At 39.2% G+C, this 16678-nt stretch carries 15 protein-coding genes and 1 tRNA gene; 13 read left to right on the top strand and 3 right to left on the bottom strand.

Translation table 11 applies throughout. The features are described 5' to 3' along the window. The 4 genes from AB5026_RS08825 to AB5026_RS08810 form a co-directional block, all read left to right on the top strand. Window positions 1-878 (top strand): IS200/IS605 family accessory protein TnpB-related protein (locus AB5026_RS08825; RefSeq protein WP_368213156.1); only part of this gene is annotated, 878 nt, incomplete at its 5' end. A 2038-nt stretch (window positions 879-2916) separates the two neighbouring features. Continuing rightward, window positions 2917-3714 (top strand): hypothetical protein, encoded by a 798-nt coding sequence (locus AB5026_RS08820; protein ID WP_173734402.1) that lies wholly within the window; start codon window positions 2917-2919, stop codon window positions 3712-3714. A gap of 130 nt (window positions 3715-3844) precedes the next feature. Next, entirely contained in the window at window positions 3845-4411 is a 567-nt protein-coding gene (gene raiA / locus AB5026_RS08815; RefSeq protein ID WP_195567656.1) for a ribosome-associated translation inhibitor RaiA, read from the top strand. Between the two features lie 241 nt (window positions 4412-4652). After that, window positions 4653-4883, top strand: a complete 231-nt coding sequence (locus AB5026_RS08810) for a hypothetical protein (RefSeq protein WP_265191160.1) — start codon at window positions 4653-4655, stop codon at window positions 4881-4883. 64 nt (window positions 4884-4947) lie between these two features. Here AB5026_RS08810 and AB5026_RS08805 read toward each other — a convergent pair whose 3' ends face one another. Then, a complete protein-coding gene (locus AB5026_RS08805; RefSeq protein WP_368213154.1) occupies window positions 4948-5520 on the bottom strand; it encodes a hypothetical protein in 573 nt (190 codons plus the stop codon). A 262-nt stretch (window positions 5521-5782) separates the two neighbouring features. Here AB5026_RS08805 and AB5026_RS08800 point away from each other — a divergent pair, with 262 nt between their 5' ends. The 6 genes from AB5026_RS08800 to AB5026_RS08775 all read left to right on the top strand — a co-directional run bounded on the left by AB5026_RS08800 (window position 5783) and on the right by AB5026_RS08775 (window position 11149). Beyond that, entirely contained in the window at window positions 5783-6319 is a 537-nt protein-coding gene (locus AB5026_RS08800; RefSeq protein ID WP_368213153.1) for a hypothetical protein, read from the top strand. Window positions 6320-6454: 135 nt separating this feature from the next. Next, window positions 6455-6607: a hypothetical protein gene (locus tag AB5026_RS08795; RefSeq protein WP_158526460.1), complete on the top strand. Its 153-nt coding sequence runs from the start codon at window positions 6455-6457 to the stop codon at window positions 6605-6607. Between the two features lie 26 nt (window positions 6608-6633). Further along, complete coding sequence (locus AB5026_RS08790) at window positions 6634-7419, top strand: hypothetical protein (protein ID WP_368213151.1); 786 nt, start codon at window positions 6634-6636, stop codon at window positions 7417-7419. A gap of 323 nt (window positions 7420-7742) precedes the next feature. Beyond that, window positions 7743-7904 carry a hypothetical protein gene (locus AB5026_RS08785; RefSeq protein WP_368213149.1) on the top strand — a complete coding sequence of 54 codons (162 nt, stop codon included), beginning with the start codon at window positions 7743-7745 and terminating at the stop codon, window positions 7902-7904. A gap of 632 nt (window positions 7905-8536) precedes the next feature. Beyond that, window positions 8537-8610 (top strand) — tRNA-Ile (locus AB5026_RS08780). Between the two features lie 1300 nt (window positions 8611-9910). Next, window positions 9911-11149: a replication initiation protein gene (locus AB5026_RS08775; RefSeq protein WP_368213148.1), complete on the top strand. Its 1239-nt coding sequence runs from the start codon at window positions 9911-9913 to the stop codon at window positions 11147-11149. A gap of 77 nt (window positions 11150-11226) precedes the next feature. On the opposite strand, the gene AB5026_RS08770 is transcribed toward AB5026_RS08775, so the two are convergent. Both AB5026_RS08770 and AB5026_RS08765 read right to left on the bottom strand, forming a co-directional pair. Then, window positions 11227-12216 (bottom strand): ParB/RepB/Spo0J family partition protein, encoded by a 990-nt coding sequence (locus AB5026_RS08770; RefSeq protein ID WP_195656963.1) that lies wholly within the window; start codon window positions 12214-12216, stop codon window positions 11227-11229. After that, on the bottom strand, window positions 12209-13021 hold the full coding sequence (locus tag AB5026_RS08765; RefSeq protein WP_158526457.1) for a ParA family protein: 813 nt from the start codon (window positions 13019-13021) through the stop codon (window positions 12209-12211). The genes AB5026_RS08770 and AB5026_RS08765 overlap by 8 nt, the downstream gene beginning before the upstream one ends. Before the next feature lie 559 nt (window positions 13022-13580). Here AB5026_RS08765 and AB5026_RS08760 point away from each other — a divergent pair. The 3 genes from AB5026_RS08760 to AB5026_RS08750 all read left to right on the top strand — a co-directional run bounded on the left by AB5026_RS08760 (window position 13581) and on the right by AB5026_RS08750 (window position 16623). Further along, complete coding sequence (locus AB5026_RS08760) at window positions 13581-14120, top strand: hypothetical protein (protein WP_110103384.1); 540 nt, start codon at window positions 13581-13583, stop codon at window positions 14118-14120. A gap of 215 nt (window positions 14121-14335) precedes the next feature. Beyond that, window positions 14336-15574 carry an ATP-dependent Clp protease ATP-binding subunit ClpX gene (gene clpX, locus AB5026_RS08755; protein WP_368213147.1) on the top strand — a complete coding sequence of 413 codons (1239 nt, stop codon included), beginning with the start codon at window positions 14336-14338 and terminating at the stop codon, window positions 15572-15574. A gap of 437 nt (window positions 15575-16011) precedes the next feature. Then, the gene (locus tag AB5026_RS08750) at window positions 16012-16623 is read left to right on the top strand and encodes a hypothetical protein (protein ID WP_368213145.1); all 612 of its coding nucleotides are present in this window, start codon (window positions 16012-16014) and stop codon (window positions 16621-16623) included. The last annotated feature ends 55 nt before the right edge of the window (window positions 16624-16678 follow it).

Raw genomic sequence — 16678 nt, 5'->3', positions numbered from 1 at the left:
ATAAGGACTGGATATGGGCTCCTGTTAAGTTAAGAAGAACTGACATTAATTATATAAATAAATACTGGGGAGCCTGTGAAGATAAGAGCGCCCCTGTATTAGAAAAAATACATAACAAGTACTATCTGAGATTTTCTTTTACGGAAACCGTAATTTTAAGCGATACACCTATTGCAAAACAGATTATCTGTGCAGTAGACCTTGGAATCAATACAGACGCAGTATGTAGCATAATGAAAACAGATGGAACTATCCTTGCAAGAAAGTTTATCGATTTTACAAGTGACAAAGACCGGATGATTCATGCGATGAACAGAACACGCTGTAAGCAGTCCAAGTACGGTCCAAAAAGCACCAGAGGCCTTTGGGCTTATGTAAAGCGCTTAAATGCAGACCGTGCGAAAAAAATATCAGCGGCAATCGTAGAATTTGCATCCCAGCAGTCCGTAGATGCTATCGTAATAGAGCATCTGGATTTCAAAGGATGCAAGAAGCGAGGAAGTAAAGCGCAGAGACTGTCTATGTGGAATCACGGAATCATCCGTGAGAAAGTAGAACAAAAGGCGCACCTCCTCGGCATAAGGATTGCAACAATCTGTGCATGGAAAACAAGTGCTCTTGCTTTTGATGGAAGCGGAAGCGTTGCCAGAGATGATAATAACCATGCACTTGCAACGTTCACGACAGGCAAGCAGTATAACTGCGACCTGAGCGCCAGCTATAATATCGGCGCCAGATATTTTATCCGTGAACTCCTTAAATCTATTCCGGCGACGGAAGAGTCCCGCGTAAAGGCAAAAGCTCCTGACGTTGGGCGTAGAACCTCCTGTACATTATCAACACTGCGGGCGCTTGCAAAAGAGCTTTCCGCAGCGTAGAGATGTATTTGCCCACCTGTCTATGTTCTAGTTTTTGTATGGGTCTCTGTTTCGTCAGATTCAGAGATTTAGCATTCTTCGGGATGCTCTTACTAAGCTTAAACCGTATTCAGAGACAGGGCGCTTTACCGATTAAAAAGGTAGAGGGGGCATGACACATTACTTGAAGCACGTGACTTAAGTCATGTGAGGTTCACAGTTGGAATCATCGCGCTAATCTTTTCCTTTGCAAAATAAGAAAAAACATGCTTAGACGGCCCAAAAAGCCGTCTTTTTTATTTTTTATATAGAATATTTTTCAGTGTTTATTTTTTAAAAAAAAATATTTTTATTTTTCGCACTTTTTTTTATTTTATTTAGCATATTGGAATTGCACCAAAAAAATGATGCAAAAGAAACTCGTTAACGAAGACCATGATTCCGTTGCAACCTGGTCATATAAGACCGGCGGTTTTATGGGATTTTAAATAAAAAATAAAATCATGAGGCATCACCTGTTATCAGTACAGGGCGCAAACGGACGAACCGGAGCGTGATGAGAAACGAGATGCTGCTGTAGTAATACAGCAGGGATTGCCGTGGATTCCACGGGTGCTGCAGATGCAGCATTTGACGGGTGTTTTTTGTTGCCAAAAAAAAGAAAGAAAAAATAGCAACAAAAGAATACCAATATTTTCCTGGATAACAATTTATCAACGGAGAACGGGAAGTCCCCGGCCGACAAAAAGTCGTCCGCGGGTCAAATATTCCGGTTTTAACTTCGCACGTGGGTCAGAATCCCCGTTCGTGCACTGCACTCAGCCTTACGGTTTCGCTTGTCAGCCTCTACGAGGCTTGGTTACGAGCCGGAACGGCGAGTTATCAATCAAAAAGGACGATATCATCAACAATTACTAAAACAACGTTAAGTGAACGGCCGAGCGGCAAGAAGTCGGCGGGGACCAGCAGATAAGGCTTTGAATCAGCTGGGGCACCAAAGGGGTTAAGGCGCGTTTCAGTACCTCAATAAGCCTAAGGACACGTTGCAATGTCTAGATGTTGAAAAACACGTATATTCAGAAATAAATATAGGGTTAAACGTAGGACGCGGGGGCTCGCACGCAATTGCTGCGAATGCCGAGGATGCTTAACCTATGCGGAAGAACAGAGAAGAAAAGAATGTCTTCCTCATAAGTTAAGTATCCTGAACATGCTTAATGAACGAAAGTGAAGGATGTGAGGGGCGGCGAAAAATATAAGGTGACTTATATGACCACATCCGCAGAGAGTCGTGAGACTCACTGCAATAAGGCATGCGCTGCTAATAACAGCGACTATTCAAAGCCGTCATGATATGCGAGGCGAACGACTCATTATACGGGTGTCATTACTTTTTGGAGTGGGCTGAGTGTGGATTGGCATAGTTTTTCTGGAAAAATAACTCTTTTTGTAGTTATTTTTTCTTCATATTCCTTCATAGGAGAAACTATGTCAACCCGCTCAGCTCACTCCTATTGCCGGGGTCATATGGCGCAAGCTCAAATTTATCGACAAAGTGCTACTTTTTTCGTATGTTAAACGTTGTGAAACACAAAACCCGGCAACTTAACGACTGCCACAGCGTCTGGTGTAGGTGAACGCCAGTTCACCGAAACAAATGCCAGATACCTAGTGTATACGACTGACTGCTGAGCGTTAGCCAATAACCAATAGAACATCGTAGAATTACATGCATGTCGCAGCATGAAAAACTGGGAGCGAATAGGCGTAAGCCTATTCAGCGACGCTCTAAATCTTTCAGATTTACTTGCTTGAAAAGCAAGTAAAGATGTGAAGATTTGAGCCATTACAAAATACTTATACACTCCATATTGGTTTGTCTCTAGCACAAATACTGGCAATAGGCTGGGTGTAGGAATAGAGTGGCGTAGCATGCAGGCAGCAATGGGAAAACAATGAGAAACTGTCTGGCTGTTGTGCGGCTGCTTTTTTTAAGACTCCGTGCGTTTTGCATATTAAACTTGTATAAAATTTTTGATACAAAGAAAGGAGCCTTATTATGGGTAAAATGTTTACAACAAAGAAGAGAGTAAGACCGGTATTCGTTGAGGATACAGACAAGACTATGTTTGCGGAGGTATGCCCGGCGTACGGACTTCCGGCAGATTTTTACGAGATGGGCGCTATGGATGAACTGGGCTTTTATTATGTCCTTAAAAGCCTCAAGAATGGAATGGCGGAGTTCTCTGACCTTAAAGGATATATGTTTTCTGTTCCATTTGAAGACGGCGTTAACATGATGATTCGCGAAGCACTCCAGGAGATTCACGAGCTTGCAGATAAAGCAGAAATGCTCGGTATAGAGGATATCAGGTCTTCTGCAGCAGTGAATGAGGCCAGAAGAGATATCCGTGCACGTATTGCAACCCTGAACGAATCAAAGAAGGTTGCAAATACGGACATGATGACCGTATTAAAGGATATGGGTCTTAATGAAGAAGGATACAGAGTTGGATGCCGGCTCAATGGGATTGTTTATGAATTCGTTTCATACCGTCCTGATGCTGGTGATAATCCTTATGTTCTTGAAAATGTGTCAAATAGAAACCCGATAAGTAGATACCGTTTTGTTTCTTTTGAAATGTTGTCAACGGCTATCAGAAACTACGCTTCAAGCGAAAAGGAAGATGGTGGAACTGCTGAATATTTCCGCTTGATGGCATTGGCTAAAAAGATGGTCCCGGTAGTAGAGAACATTGAAACCGTTGTGCCAAAGAAAGCCGATGCTGCTGTGTTGCTGATAAAGGCTGAGACTCCAGTCACAACCGAAGAAAGCGGACAGCTGCGGTTTTGCTAATTATACAGAAAAGAACAAGTACATTTTTGTGCTTGTTCTTTTTTTTAGTTTTTTTTCGCAAAAAAATTAACCATTCGTGTTTTTTCGGCATACTACATATACAAAAACAAATACGAAGGAGGACTCGTTTATGAGACTTACAATTTCAGGAAAGAATTTTACATTAACAGAAGGGATTAAAGACGCAGCAGAAGAAAAAATCAAAAAGATTGAACGCCTGGTTGGAGACGATGCTTCTGTCGCGGTTCTGGTGTCTGCAAAAAAAGGAAAAATCAATGCAAAAAGGGCAGAGGTTACCGTTAAGTTCAATGGAAATGTAGTAAGGGCAGAAGTTACGGATGATGACTTATATAAAGCAATGAATGATGCCGTTGATATTGCAGCAGAGAGAGTAAAAAAAATGAAGGAAAAAGGAAGAAAAAGAGCCGGCAGTAAGACCATCCGCGAGGCTGATGCTACAGAGGTAGCTGATGCATGCACATCTACATATGACGCTGCGCAGATGGTTAAGATGATTGACCGCGAGAAGATGATTGCTGCAGAGGTAATGTCAAGAGAAGAAGCCTGTGTAGAAATGGAGTATACAGACCATGATTTTTATGTATTCCGTGACTCTGACCGTGATGACACGCTGAGCATTCTGTATAAACGAAAAGAAAAAGGATATGGTCTGCTGGTGGTAGATGAGCCGTTTTAAAAAGCGCAAAAGAAACAAGATAGCCAGAAAAAGAGAGGAGTGAGAACGAGAAACGCCGGCAAGTTACTGCCGGCGTTTTGTTTTGTCGTCGCAAAATACACTGCATTTTTCAGCATATTGTCTCTGACACAGGAAACAAGCAGCAGTACAGGAGGCGGTATGTATAGTCAGCGAACACTACAAAGAAAACAGGTATACAAGAGAATCCCTGATTTCAGATGTAATCGGCGAAGGAAATGTTGTGGATAGTTTCGTCGTGGATAGAGGGCATCCAAACGGGCCGGAAATCCATTCTGTAACAGACACCGGAATCATCGTTGTACATAATCAGAGAACCGGAAAGATGGTAACAAAACTGATTGCCAGGCCGGGGCAGGTTAAGAGATACTATGACGCAGAGGGAAGAAACGCACCACAAGACATTTTGGCTATCGCAAAAGAGCATCTGAAAAAAGGATACAATAACATATAGCGTTCTAGAAGAAAAGAAAAAAAAAAAGCAGCGGAAAGATTATCGTTCCCGCTGCTTATTGCTTTTATGCGGCGATGTCTTTGGCTGTTGCCTCGAATTTTCGCTTCAAAACGAACAAGAGCGTATCGTCAAGTACGTCCTGCACTCCAATCAAGGTGCCATCATCACGAACATCATTGACAATATATTCTTCTGTATTGAATCCAAATTTGTCACCCATTACCTGCAGTAATTCTTCATCTGTCGCATCTTCCTTAACTGCAAAATTCTTGCATAATACAGTATCCCAATAATGTACTGTATAAGCAACCATCGGCTGCTCGTAACAGATTCCAGTTTCAACAATACCAGTCGGATAAAAGTCGCAGATTACATATCCAAGGTCAATGTTATAGTCACTTTCATGCTGCTCCTGTTTTGTATCTTCCTTTGTTGCACTCAGTACACAGAAGATATCGGAATCCAGGCATCCGTTTTCAAGCATTCTGTGCAATGTCTCTTCAATACATCCGGACAAATCAATATCTCGGTTGATATCTTCAACAACAGGTCCGATGATATACGTTGATTTGCTCGCACAGCATGTGACCTCATAAATCGCTTCATTTTCCTTTAACAGTTCTTTTAAGATTTCCATAAAATATTTTCCCCTTTCGTTGTTTGTGAATTAAATCGTCAAAAGAAATATGAAAAATATGGATAAAAAGAAAAAAGTGGAAAGGCTGGTGAACGGAAGCACAGCCAGAAATATAGATTTTTCACAGACGTTTTCTCACCGTGAGAAAAAACATGCCTATAGGAAATCCGTAGAATAAATAACTCGCAAAAAAACACGCCTGCCTTGTTTTTAAGCATATTACTTACAACAAAAAAAGAACCGAAAAGGAGTTGTAAGTATTATGACAAAGAAAGCAGAAGAAAAGACATTATGGGAAACTCAGGGAAGAAGTTTTGTACGTGATTTGGATTACGGAAAAAAGGGCGAAGAGCGTATTGCCAGACATCTAAGAAAGTATAAAAGCGTTGTAGACGTCAGAGATATTAGCAATACAAGACGTGGAATCGATGATGATATTGATTTTGAAATCGTTTATGCAGATGGCCATGTGTCCACTGCTGAAATCAAAACCGATACTATGGCACACAGGACGGGAAATCTGGCTTATGAGAAATTCTCACACAGAAACCCGGGCTGTTTTGCAAGAACAAAGGCAGACCATATCATTTACCTGTTAGACCATACAGGTGAAGCATTTGTACTGGACCCGAAAAAATTCAGAGCGTTCATTGCTGAAATGGAGGCAGACCAGGATAAGGCGAAATCACTTAGGGTGACATGGAGAAAGATGGGAGAGGGTGCTTCCGGATATCTGGTCCCGATTAAAAGTATTCTTAAAACGGATGTAGTAGAGGCTAAAATGATGGTCGCAGCGTAATCTTTATATGCGGTTCTTCTCACCGTGAGAAGAACCGATACGATAAAGCATCGTTTCCTTTTTTGCAGAAAATCAGCATATTGTATGTGAAGAGGCCGGCACAGCCGGTCATACGACAACAAGGAGGCGATAATTTTGAACTCACAAATGGAACAATTTTTTAAAGTGATGCTTGCGCTTGTAATGACAGTCATCTTAATCAGTACATTGGCGGGTTATCTGAAAGAAAACTATTCAAGTTTCGATATCCAAGATGAAACAACCGAGACAACGAACAACGAAAAATAACGCAGAATGTAGGAGGAGGGCTCAACATGGCAAAAAGAAGATTTGCAAGCAAATTCTATAATTGTAGTTACGATTCACTAGTGCCTGTTGGAAAAGCCCCTGCAAACAGGCTTATCCCATGTACAGTATACGGGGAAATCACAAAAGAAACTGTCGCTGAATTAAAAGACAGATTTGCTTTTCAAATGTTTTCCGAATCCGCAAAAGATAAAAATGGAGATTTTCCCGGGATAAGGTTTTCTGTGAAAGGAACAATGCCGAATGGAAATCTTAAAATTGCAAAGGAATTTTTAAAAGAAAAGGAAATGCGGCTACGGCATGATAAATCTGTGTATATGCACTTTGAGATTCCTGGAGGCTATTTATACTCCGGATGGAAAAGCGGGCGGAAGACAAAAATAAAACCGGAAGACTTGCCTAAAAGTTATGTACGCATTTCTAACTACAAAAAGAACGGATATATGGAGACAGCAGGTGTCGTGGATATGATATATGAACCGGGCCCATTCCATAACCACACATTCAAAGATGATTTTTTGTATATTGCATATAAAGAAAGATTGCCTGAGGCAAAACAAGGCTGTTGGTCAGAATTGCTTGAAGCATGCGACGAATATGTGTTCGGAAATGATATCATCAATGTATTAAAAGGGATTGAAACAAATAATCCAGATAATCAGGAATTATTGGATAAAGTACAGACAATAAAGTCACAAATGGTTGTGCAATACAATGCGTATGTGGACCAAATGAGACAAGACTTTGGCAGGGAAGAAAAATATATTAAAGATTTCTCAGAACTAAAATGGTAATTTCTTGTCGCAAGATGCGGCGACTGCTTGGTTGTAAGAAAAGGCTAAAAAATTACAAAAATATGTGATTTTCAGGCCTTTTCTATACATCTATTTGAAAAATCTGGGTTTGTCGTATAGATGTAGAAACCACTGCTTCTAAATATAGTTTCCATAAATAAATGATGATGTTATTGATAACGCTATGACAAAGTTATGTTTTTTTGCTTAAAAACAATATAAAAAATGATTTTTTCTTTGGAAAGTATATATCTGCAACTGTTTACTACTATTACCATGTCAAGCAGCGTAACGAAAAGCAAAAAAAAGGAGGAAAAATAAAATTGGAACGGAAGAAACATATTCGAAATCTTGACCGCATCCGGCAAATGTCTGTTGAGGAACTGGCCCCGTTGTTGGTGCATGAGTCCTACGAGTTCGACGTAGACTATGATTGGGAAAATCCTATAGAAACATATGATGCCGTTTATAATTCCCCTTCTTGAGGTGTCTTCAATAATTACGACGATGCTCTTGATGATTGTATACAGTGGCTGAATGAGGAACCGAAAAATGACGGTAATGATTCGTTGAACATAAGTTCACCGCCACCAGGCGTTGACGGAGTTTCTGACTCCCCGCACACGTCAAGCAACCTCCGAACCGATGGACAACCAGACTGTTCGGGGTCGGACCGCTTATAGCAATCCTTCCACGACGGCCAGCCTGGCCGCGGTATTCCGTCCTTTGGTAACATGGTAGTATCTTTCATGAATCAAAGTTTTCGTGTTCAGCTTTGCACGTGAGCCAGAATCCACGTTCGGAGTTCTGTAACGGGCCCCGCTAAGCCTGAGTTACCAAAAAAAATAAAATATTTTTTCTTTTTTCGTCAAAAACAATATTTATTCAGCATACTATATATGTAACAAGATAAAAACAATCTTGCACATGACTTAAAGCCTATGGCATTGCATAAAATCACCGTTACCATGCTTTCTCAGTTGGTTAGAGCAACCGGCTCAACGCCGAAGGCGTGCGAAGAAAAAGATGTGACAGAGTCACAGATTTGGCGAGTAACCGGAAGGTATGAGCCGGATTAGTGGATTTAAAGTTAAATTAAATATAGTATTAATTATATGGACGCTTAGCTCAGTTGGTTAGAGCAACCGGCTCATAACCGGTCGGTCCTGGGTTCGAGTCCCAGAGCGTCCATTTCTCGTAAAAAATACTGCCACTGATTATTGAGTTAAAAAAATCATAGGTGGTATTTTTGATAAGTATCGAGTATAATTACTTAACTCGATGGTTTTAACGGAGAACGGGAAGTTCCCGGTCAACAAAGAGTCGTCCGCGGGCCAAATGTTCCGGTCTTAACTTCGCATGTGGGTCTGAATCCCCGTTCGTGCACTACACTCAGCCTTACGGCTTCGTTTGTCAGCGGCAAAAGCCGCTTGGTTATATTTATTCTGGTAACGAAGGCGTAAGCCCGAGTTATCAACAAAGGCATACCCTCTTTTTGTCATATGTTTTTTGTATGACACTACTCTTCTACTCTTTTGAACTTTGAAAAATGGAGGTTGTTTTATTATATATAATAACAACATAAGTTTCATTTATTTATTATATGCTACAAATGCCGCTATTTGCAAGGTTTCTAGGACTTTTTAGCGTAGATTTACGGATGAACTTACGTATTTATGTGGATAAACTTACGAAATGATAAAGGAGCGACAACCGTCTAAAAATGGAGTTGTTTTTCTGATATGAAAAGGTAGTTTTTTGGAGGAATTAGCGGATAAATCTGGCGCAAAAACCGTATTTTTATAGATATTTTGTAACTTCCGTCCAGAATAAGAGCTTTTCGTTATTGTATCCCGGCCATATGTGGAGAAAAATTCAATTGCTTAACCGTCTAAAAATGGAGTTGAAAAAATATTCCGTCCAAATATGGAGCATTTTTTATAACAAATAATAGATGGGCTCCTTTTTTGTACGGAAGTAAAAATCTAAAGCCGTTCAAATATGGAGCTTTTTATATCAAGAATAAAGAAACAAAAAATAGTACACATTACGTATCGTTTATCCATGAAAAATCCCATGGATTACGTTTACAAAGCGGTAATTTAATATTTTGAAGAAGTAAAATAAATATGTCGACATGATTAAGCTTGTCTATCCCGTCTAAATATGGAGTGTATATGGTTATATGTTAATTTTCAGAGAAATCTAATCTATAAACTCCATATTTGGACGGTCAAAAAAAATATCAAATACAAAATTTACTCCATATTTGAACGGGATAGTAAATTACTTCCGTTTGAATATGGAGTTTTTTTTACGTCTAAATGTGGAGTCGCCCAAAGAATAAAATGTACGCTCCATATTTGGACGGTAAGAGCCTTTACCGTTCATTTTGGAGTTTTGGTTGCTTTTTTTGGCATGCGCTGATATAATATCTATTAGTTTACCGTTCATTTTGGAGAAAATCCAGTCTAAATTGGAGTGTGACAAATTGAGAAAAAAAGAAGAAAACACAGATGTATTATATGAATGTCATGGAGACCTGTTTTCAAAGTCAAATACATTAATAGATAGTAAATACAAGGCTTCATTAATGGAGCAAAAATTGTTAAACATTGTTCTCTCAAAACTACAGAAGCGGCAATATAACGATGAAGGCGAAACTGGGGGATTAGTTTGTTCGATGAAGGCTGCAGAACTCAGAGAGTTATTGAGAGTATCTGGAGGAAGTTTTTATACACAATTAAATAAAGCAGCAGCGGCTATGACATCTAGGACGATTGGTTTTGTAAATGATGATATAAAAACATTCAAATACATATCATTAATTTCAATGTCTGAATATAAAAAAGGTACTTTTACCGTAAAGTTTAATTATGAATTGAAAAAATATTTAACACAAGAGGCCCCGTTTACAATGCTAGACCTCCCTGTCATACTTTCATATAATAGTGTTTATGCACTTCGTTTGCATGAAATATTGTTATCAGAATGCTATAATAAGAAAAAACCTGGTGTAGCAAAATATACTAAAAAAGAGGCGACAAAAGGACATTATAAAATAGAAATTGGATTGTCTGAATTAAAGCTGTCGTTAGGCGTCGTAAATGCAGAGACTAGCGCGGTGCAGAAAGTGCTGGCTGGCTCTCCTACTCCTGATTATGATAAAGCTGTAGAAAAGGCAACGGAAAAAAGCTTTTCTGATTGGTATGAGTTCCGAAGGAAAGTCATAGAGGTTGCCGTGAAAGAAATCAATAGAGTGGACAACGGAACATTTGTTTCGTATGAACCTAAAAAGGCTGGTCATGGTGGAAAAGTTTACGCGATTACTTTTTTTGTGGAACTCGGAAATAAAGAAAATGAAGAAGAGAAAAAAACAGAAGCAACTAAGAAGAGCAAATCGCAGTTAAGCCAGGAGGAACAATTTGAACTTTTCTTTAAAGTTAAAACACTTATAAAAGAAGAATTGTCGTATGATGACATAGGTGTTATATGCAAAGCTGCGGAATATGATATTCAAAAAATTGAAAAGGCATATATGGTAGCCTCCTCTTCTACTAATGCTATTGATAATTTAGTCGGATTTATGATTAAGGCTATCAAAGAAAATTACGATTTGCCGGTTAAAAAAGAAAATGGTAAAAAACAAAATAAATTTAATAATTTTCATCAGCGAGATTATAATTTTGATGAGTATGAAAGGGCTTTATTAAATAGGGACCAAGCGTAAAAGAAAGAAGAGAAAAGGATGCATACTCCTCTTCTCTTCTTTTTTCGTTTTCTCACCGTGAGAAAATATGAAAAAAATTAGAATATCTCGTTACCAAGTTCTGATATCTTTTTATTGAGTTTATCACGCAATTCCACTAAATCGTCGAACGCCTGCTTCTTTTCAGAATCCTTGAATGTAGCATTTCCGCTGAAGATATAGTCAAAATCCTTTGCACATTTGGAAATAATCTTTGCACCGCTCCTGCTTCTTACTATAGTCTTTGACTTTGGCTCGTCGGTTTGTCCAGATGTCCTTGCGATTAAAGAAATAATCCAAGGTCTTGTTATATTTTCGGCTTGATTTTCTACTAATTCGTTTGATATGGCCAGTGCTATTAATTCTTGCTTATCTTCCGGCAATTTCGCTGCCTGGGTTAAAGCTGTCCAGGACACCCCTTCGTCTGCAAATTCTTTGAGCTTGGGAATCAATTTGTTCAAAGATTGATATCTGTATATCGTCTTCGGAGAAGTATTCATTTTTCTGGCAACAAGTCCATAAACTAAATCTTTTTTTGCAGGCATGCCATCCTTCTCTTCTTCTGCTGTAATATTATCCAGCAGCACAGAAGCAACATTTGCTAAAACTGAGGGCTTTAAGTCACGGTTCTGCATATTCATATCAATTAAGCGGATTTTTCTTTCGGTGTCAGATAGCGGAGGTTCTGTTACAATAACAGGTAATTCTTCCAACCCGGCCTCTTTCGCAGCAAGAAAACGACGATGTCCGGATTCAATCTGATATTTTTTTCCATCATCTGTATCTATTGGATAAGCCATGATAGCACCTTTGAACCCATTATGCTCAATTTCAGAAGAAAAGTTGACGATTGAACCAAGCTCTATTTTACCAAAAATAGATTCATTGTCGGGGTCCATGACAAGCTGTGTAATAGGCAGAGTGATTAAGTTATTATTTTCCTTTGCCTGCTCAATGAGTTCTGCTTCCCTCTTCTCCTCTTCCAGCTGAGGAAACTTTCTCCTTGTGAATGATGGTTCATCCATATTGGCGAATAAATCTTTAGACATTAAGCTCATCTCCTTCTATTTGGGATATACGTGATAAAATTTCTTCCGCAAGAGAGGCATATTCTTTTGCTGCTTTTGCGGCAGCCTTGTTGCGTGTTAAGTATTCAAAAATACTTTGATGAAAAAGAGTTTGCTCGCTAAGGCTTACATTCTGATGAATTTTTGTTTTAAAAATAGAAGTCCCAAGTTCCTTGGTGAGCCTATTTAATTGGTTTAGTACAGTTTTTGAGATGTTTGTTCTATTATCATATTTATTGACTACGATGCCCAAATATTTCAGTTTCGGATTTGATGCATCCTGTACCTCATATACGCTCTCATCGAGAGACATTAATGCAGTTATACAAGCAGCATCAAGTACGGTAATTGGAATAAGGTAGTCTGTTACACTCAGGCATAATACGTGACCATGATTCGGGCTCGGTGAGACATCTATAAATATAAAATCATATTCTTCTTTAAGCCGCCGTATGATATTTTTAAAAACAGATGTCTTGTATGCCGGTGATAAGTCTGTTACATATGTGTTGGCTGGAATTAAATCAAGATTATCTTTGACTGTGAGAATTACATTGTCAAGAGTCATTGAATTTTCAAAAACGGATTTTATTGTTTTCATACTGTCTCTGGATTTCAGCTTATCTTCTCCGAGCATGAAGTATGTAATGTCAGCAGACTGTCCGTCGAGGTCAATGACAAGTACTTTATATTTTTGGCTTAAATAATAAGCGAGATTGTATGTGATAGTTGATTTCCCTGTTCCACCCTTTTCAAAAATAGATGATAAGACTATTCCTTTTCTCACAACTATTCTCCTATTCTGTAAAATGTATTTTATAGTTTAATATTTTGATTAAATAAATTATATGATAAAAAATAAAGAAAATCAATAAAAAAGCATTAAAAAATATCAATTTTATTCAGATTCACGATAAAGCTGAAGCCTTTGCCGGATTGAGATTAACGGAGAACGGGAAGCCCCCGGCCGACGAAAAGTCGTCCGCTGGTCAAAGGTTCCGGTTTTAACTTTAACTTCGCACGCGGGTTTGAATCCCTGTTCGAAGTTAGGCAACGAGTCCTGCGAGGCAGGCGAGTTATCAAGCGTGCTCTGGTACCGACGCCGGCAAAGCCGGGGAGGTATCATATTTATTCTCTGTACTCAGCCTTACGGCTTCGCTTGTCAGCCTCTACGAGGCTTGGTAACGACTCCGGCAAAGTCGGGGAGTTATCGAAGGCGACCGCAGTTTTTTCACCCGTCGATAAATTTCTCACCGTGAGAAAAAGAAAAAAAACAACAAAAAAAGGTGAGTATTCAGCATATTGTAGATGACTGAATACTTATTTTTTTTAAAGGAGAAAAAAATATGGCTATAGAAAGAAATAAAGATGAAAGAGAAACTCATATCTGTATGTCAGGAAATTCAAAAAAAATGCAGATATTTACAACTGAATATCATATTATGCGAAGGCTTGATAAATATGTAGCAGAATCTGAAGCATGGAAAGTAATCGAGGTAGGAAAAGTAAATGGAAAAGTAGTATCAAAAATATATGAAGCACCAAGAGAATTGCTTTCTATGAAGAAGAAAAAAAGAGTTATGACTGAAGAACAGAGACGACAGGCAGCAGAAAGGCTTGCCGCGTACCGTCAGAAGAAGGCAGGGGACACTGCTACTGCTTCAGGCGTTGAGCCGGATAAAGAATATGAGGAGGAAGATTTTGGTCTGGAGCTGGAAGAGGATGAAGAAAAAGAAGCAGAAGATGTTTCCGGCATGGATGAGAATTCCGGAGCAGAAACTACTTCTAACCAGAGCGGGGAGTCACCGAGGCTTTATCCAGAAAAATCAAAACCAAAGATTGTGAAGGTAAAAAGTGTGATTGAGGAAGTAGACCGAGGAAGGTAATGCTTATGAGATTGTTTTTCTCACCGTGAGAAAACTTAATTTTATTCTCTGTACTCAGCCTCTGCAAGACTTGGTAGCGAAGCCGTAAGGCTGAGCTATCAAAAACAAAGATTTTCTTTTACCAAGTTTCTCACCGTGAGAAAATCGGTGAGAAAAAATATTTCCGCAAATTTTTTTAGTAAATCAAAAAATCTGCATAGTAAAAGTAGAAAACAATGGAGGTAAAAACTATGCAGTCAAATAATAAACCGGTATGTAACTTTTGCGGAGAAGAAATTATAAAACCAAAACGTGCTTATCGCTCTTCTCTTAATGGATGCCTTATCTGTGAAGAATGCGTTAAGATTTTATACGGTAAAACATATAAAAACATTGAAAACATTTCTGCAAATAAGAAAGGCAGAAGGATGACACCAAGAGAGATGAAACATGAACTTGATAAATACATCATTGGTCAGGATGACGCAAAAATTGCGATGTCAATTGCTGTGTATAATCATTATAAACGAATGGATATTGATTCTGATGTAAAGATTAACAAGAGCAACATTCTTCTTATGGGTCCAACTGGAAGTGGAAAAACATTATTAGCCCAGACCATCGCCAAAATGCTTGATGTGCCATTTGCAATCGCTGACTGCACCTCTCTCACCGAGGCAGGTTACGTGGGTGATGACGTTGAGAATGTAATTCTCAAATTGATTCAGGCTGCAGATGGAGATGTTGATAAGGCCGAGCATGGAATCATCTTTCTTGACGAGGTTGATAAGATTGCAAAATCCAATGTCGGGGCAAGTCTTACGAAAGACCCGTCTGGGGAAGGTGTCCAGCAGGCACTGCTGAAGCTGATTGAAGGCACTACTGCAAACGTTGCACAGTCAGGCGGAAGAAAGAATCCGAATGAAAGATGCATTCCGGTAAATACAGAGAATATTTTATTTATTTGCGGAGGAGCCTTCCCAGGCATGGAAGAAATCGTCAATAAAAGGACAGCGACAAAAAATACTGCTATCGGGTTCGGTTCAAACGTAGAGAAAGAAAAAGAAAAAGAAATCGGGGAAGCGTTAAAGCTTGTTACAACGGAAGACCTTGTGCAGTATGGCTTCATTCCAGAATTTATCGGAAGGGTTCCGGTTGTCGTCTCACTTGATGAACTGGATGAAGAGGCAATGATGAAAATCCTTACTGAACCAAAAGATTGTATCGTTAACCAGTATAAGGAAATCTTTAAGTATGATGGTGTAGAATTAGAGTTCACACCAGAAGCATTAAAAGAAATTGCCAAAGAGACAATCAAAAAGAAAACAGGTGCAAGAGGTTTAAGGGGTATCCTGGAAAGGATTCTGAAAGAAGCAATGTTCAATATCCCATCAGAAGACAACATCGAAAAATGTATTGTTTCAAAAGGTGGAAAAGTTGATTTGGTTAGAAGGAAAGAAAAACAGGCGTGCTAATCGGATTCTTCTGCTACCTGAAATACATATATTTTCAGTGAAAGCTGCTCTTGTATAGTAAACGGGGAATTTTTCTCACCGTGAGAAAAACAGTTTGGCGAAAAAAAGTGTATCGAAAAAAGATACATATAGTAATTTTCTCACCGTGAGAAAGTTAAGATTGGTACAAACTGACAAAAAGTGGATGCGGCAGACAAGAAGAAGTCGTCCGTAGGTCAAATGTTCCGTCTTTAACTTCGAATGCAGATTTGCATCCCCGTCCGCGACCTGCATTCAGCTTTACGGCTTCGTTTGTCAGCGACAAAAAGTTGTACTGTGCCCAGCCTCTATGTGATGGGTACACGCGAGCACAACTCGCGGAGTCATATCGCATGTTTTCTCACCGTGAGAAAATATGGCGTGTAAAAATAGAAAGAAAAGAAAGGAGGAAAAAATATATGGATTTAGAAGAGTTCAGGCGCTCTTATATGCATATGGAAAGTGTAGGAAACAGCCCCGGAAATTTTTTTAGAAGGGCCGCAACACTAGCAAAAAATATTGGAGCAATAGGGCCTGCAATAAAAAAAGACCGACAAGCCTCAAAATACAGGTACGCGCTCAGGCAGGAGGCTAAAAAAGAGCTCAAGGAAAATGGGATGAGCTGGGATGTCGTTAAAAAAGGCTTTCTTGGAAGAAGAAAAGTACACGGGCAGACATCGGAAGCAATATCGCGAGTCGGAGACGCTGCTGTTGGAATGGCTATGTCAGTGAATGAACTGGGACAGACTGCACAGTCTATCGTTGGAACAAATGGCAGGAACATGTATGGCGGCCAGGACCTTGAAAAAGGAATTCACTTTGCTCTTCTGGCAAAAAGGTATACGAGTAAAGCATTTAGAATGCCTGGCGAGATTTTAAATAAAGCAGAGAGACTGATTAATACAGCAGATGACATCACAAGAAAACAATTTGATTTTGGACAGGATAAGGACAAAGGAGGAGGTCAAAACCTTTCAAAACCTTTATCACATTCAATGCCGATGCCTGCGCATGATGAGATTGGAAGGTGATATTTTCTCACCGTGAGAAAAAAATAATGTCTAAAAATGTTTCACGTGAAACATT

Source organism: Blautia sp. RTP21359st1_E11_RTP21359_211015 (genome assembly GCF_040910705.1).
Taxonomy (GTDB): Bacteria; Bacillota; Clostridia; order Lachnospirales; family Lachnospiraceae; genus Blautia_A; species Blautia_A fusiformis.
Note: the sequence above shows the minus strand (reverse complement) of the source record. Positions and strands in the feature narration are given on the sequence as shown.

Excerpts from the sequence above, each read along its gene's own strand:
- AB5026_RS08820 (WP_173734402.1), top strand. The coding sequence starts at position 2,917 with ATGGGTAAAATGTTTACAACAAAGAAGAGAGTAAGACCGGTATTCGTT.
- raiA (WP_195567656.1), top strand. The coding sequence starts at position 3,845 with ATGAGACTTACAATTTCAGGAAAGAATTTTACATTAACAGAAGGGATT.
- AB5026_RS08805 (WP_368213154.1), bottom strand. The coding sequence starts at position 5,520 with ATGGAAATCTTAAAAGAACTGTTAAAGGAAAATGAAGCGATTTATGAG.
- AB5026_RS08800 (WP_368213153.1), top strand. The coding sequence starts at position 5,783 with ATGACAAAGAAAGCAGAAGAAAAGACATTATGGGAAACTCAGGGAAGA.
- AB5026_RS08790 (WP_368213151.1), top strand. The coding sequence starts at position 6,634 with ATGGCAAAAAGAAGATTTGCAAGCAAATTCTATAATTGTAGTTACGAT.
- AB5026_RS08770 (WP_195656963.1), bottom strand. The coding sequence starts at position 12,216 with ATGTCTAAAGATTTATTCGCCAATATGGATGAACCATCATTCACAAGG.
- AB5026_RS08760 (WP_110103384.1), top strand. The coding sequence starts at position 13,581 with ATGGCTATAGAAAGAAATAAAGATGAAAGAGAAACTCATATCTGTATG.
- clpX (WP_368213147.1), top strand. The coding sequence starts at position 14,336 with ATGGAGGTAAAAACTATGCAGTCAAATAATAAACCGGTATGTAACTTT.
- AB5026_RS08750 (WP_368213145.1), top strand. The coding sequence starts at position 16,012 with ATGGATTTAGAAGAGTTCAGGCGCTCTTATATGCATATGGAAAGTGTA.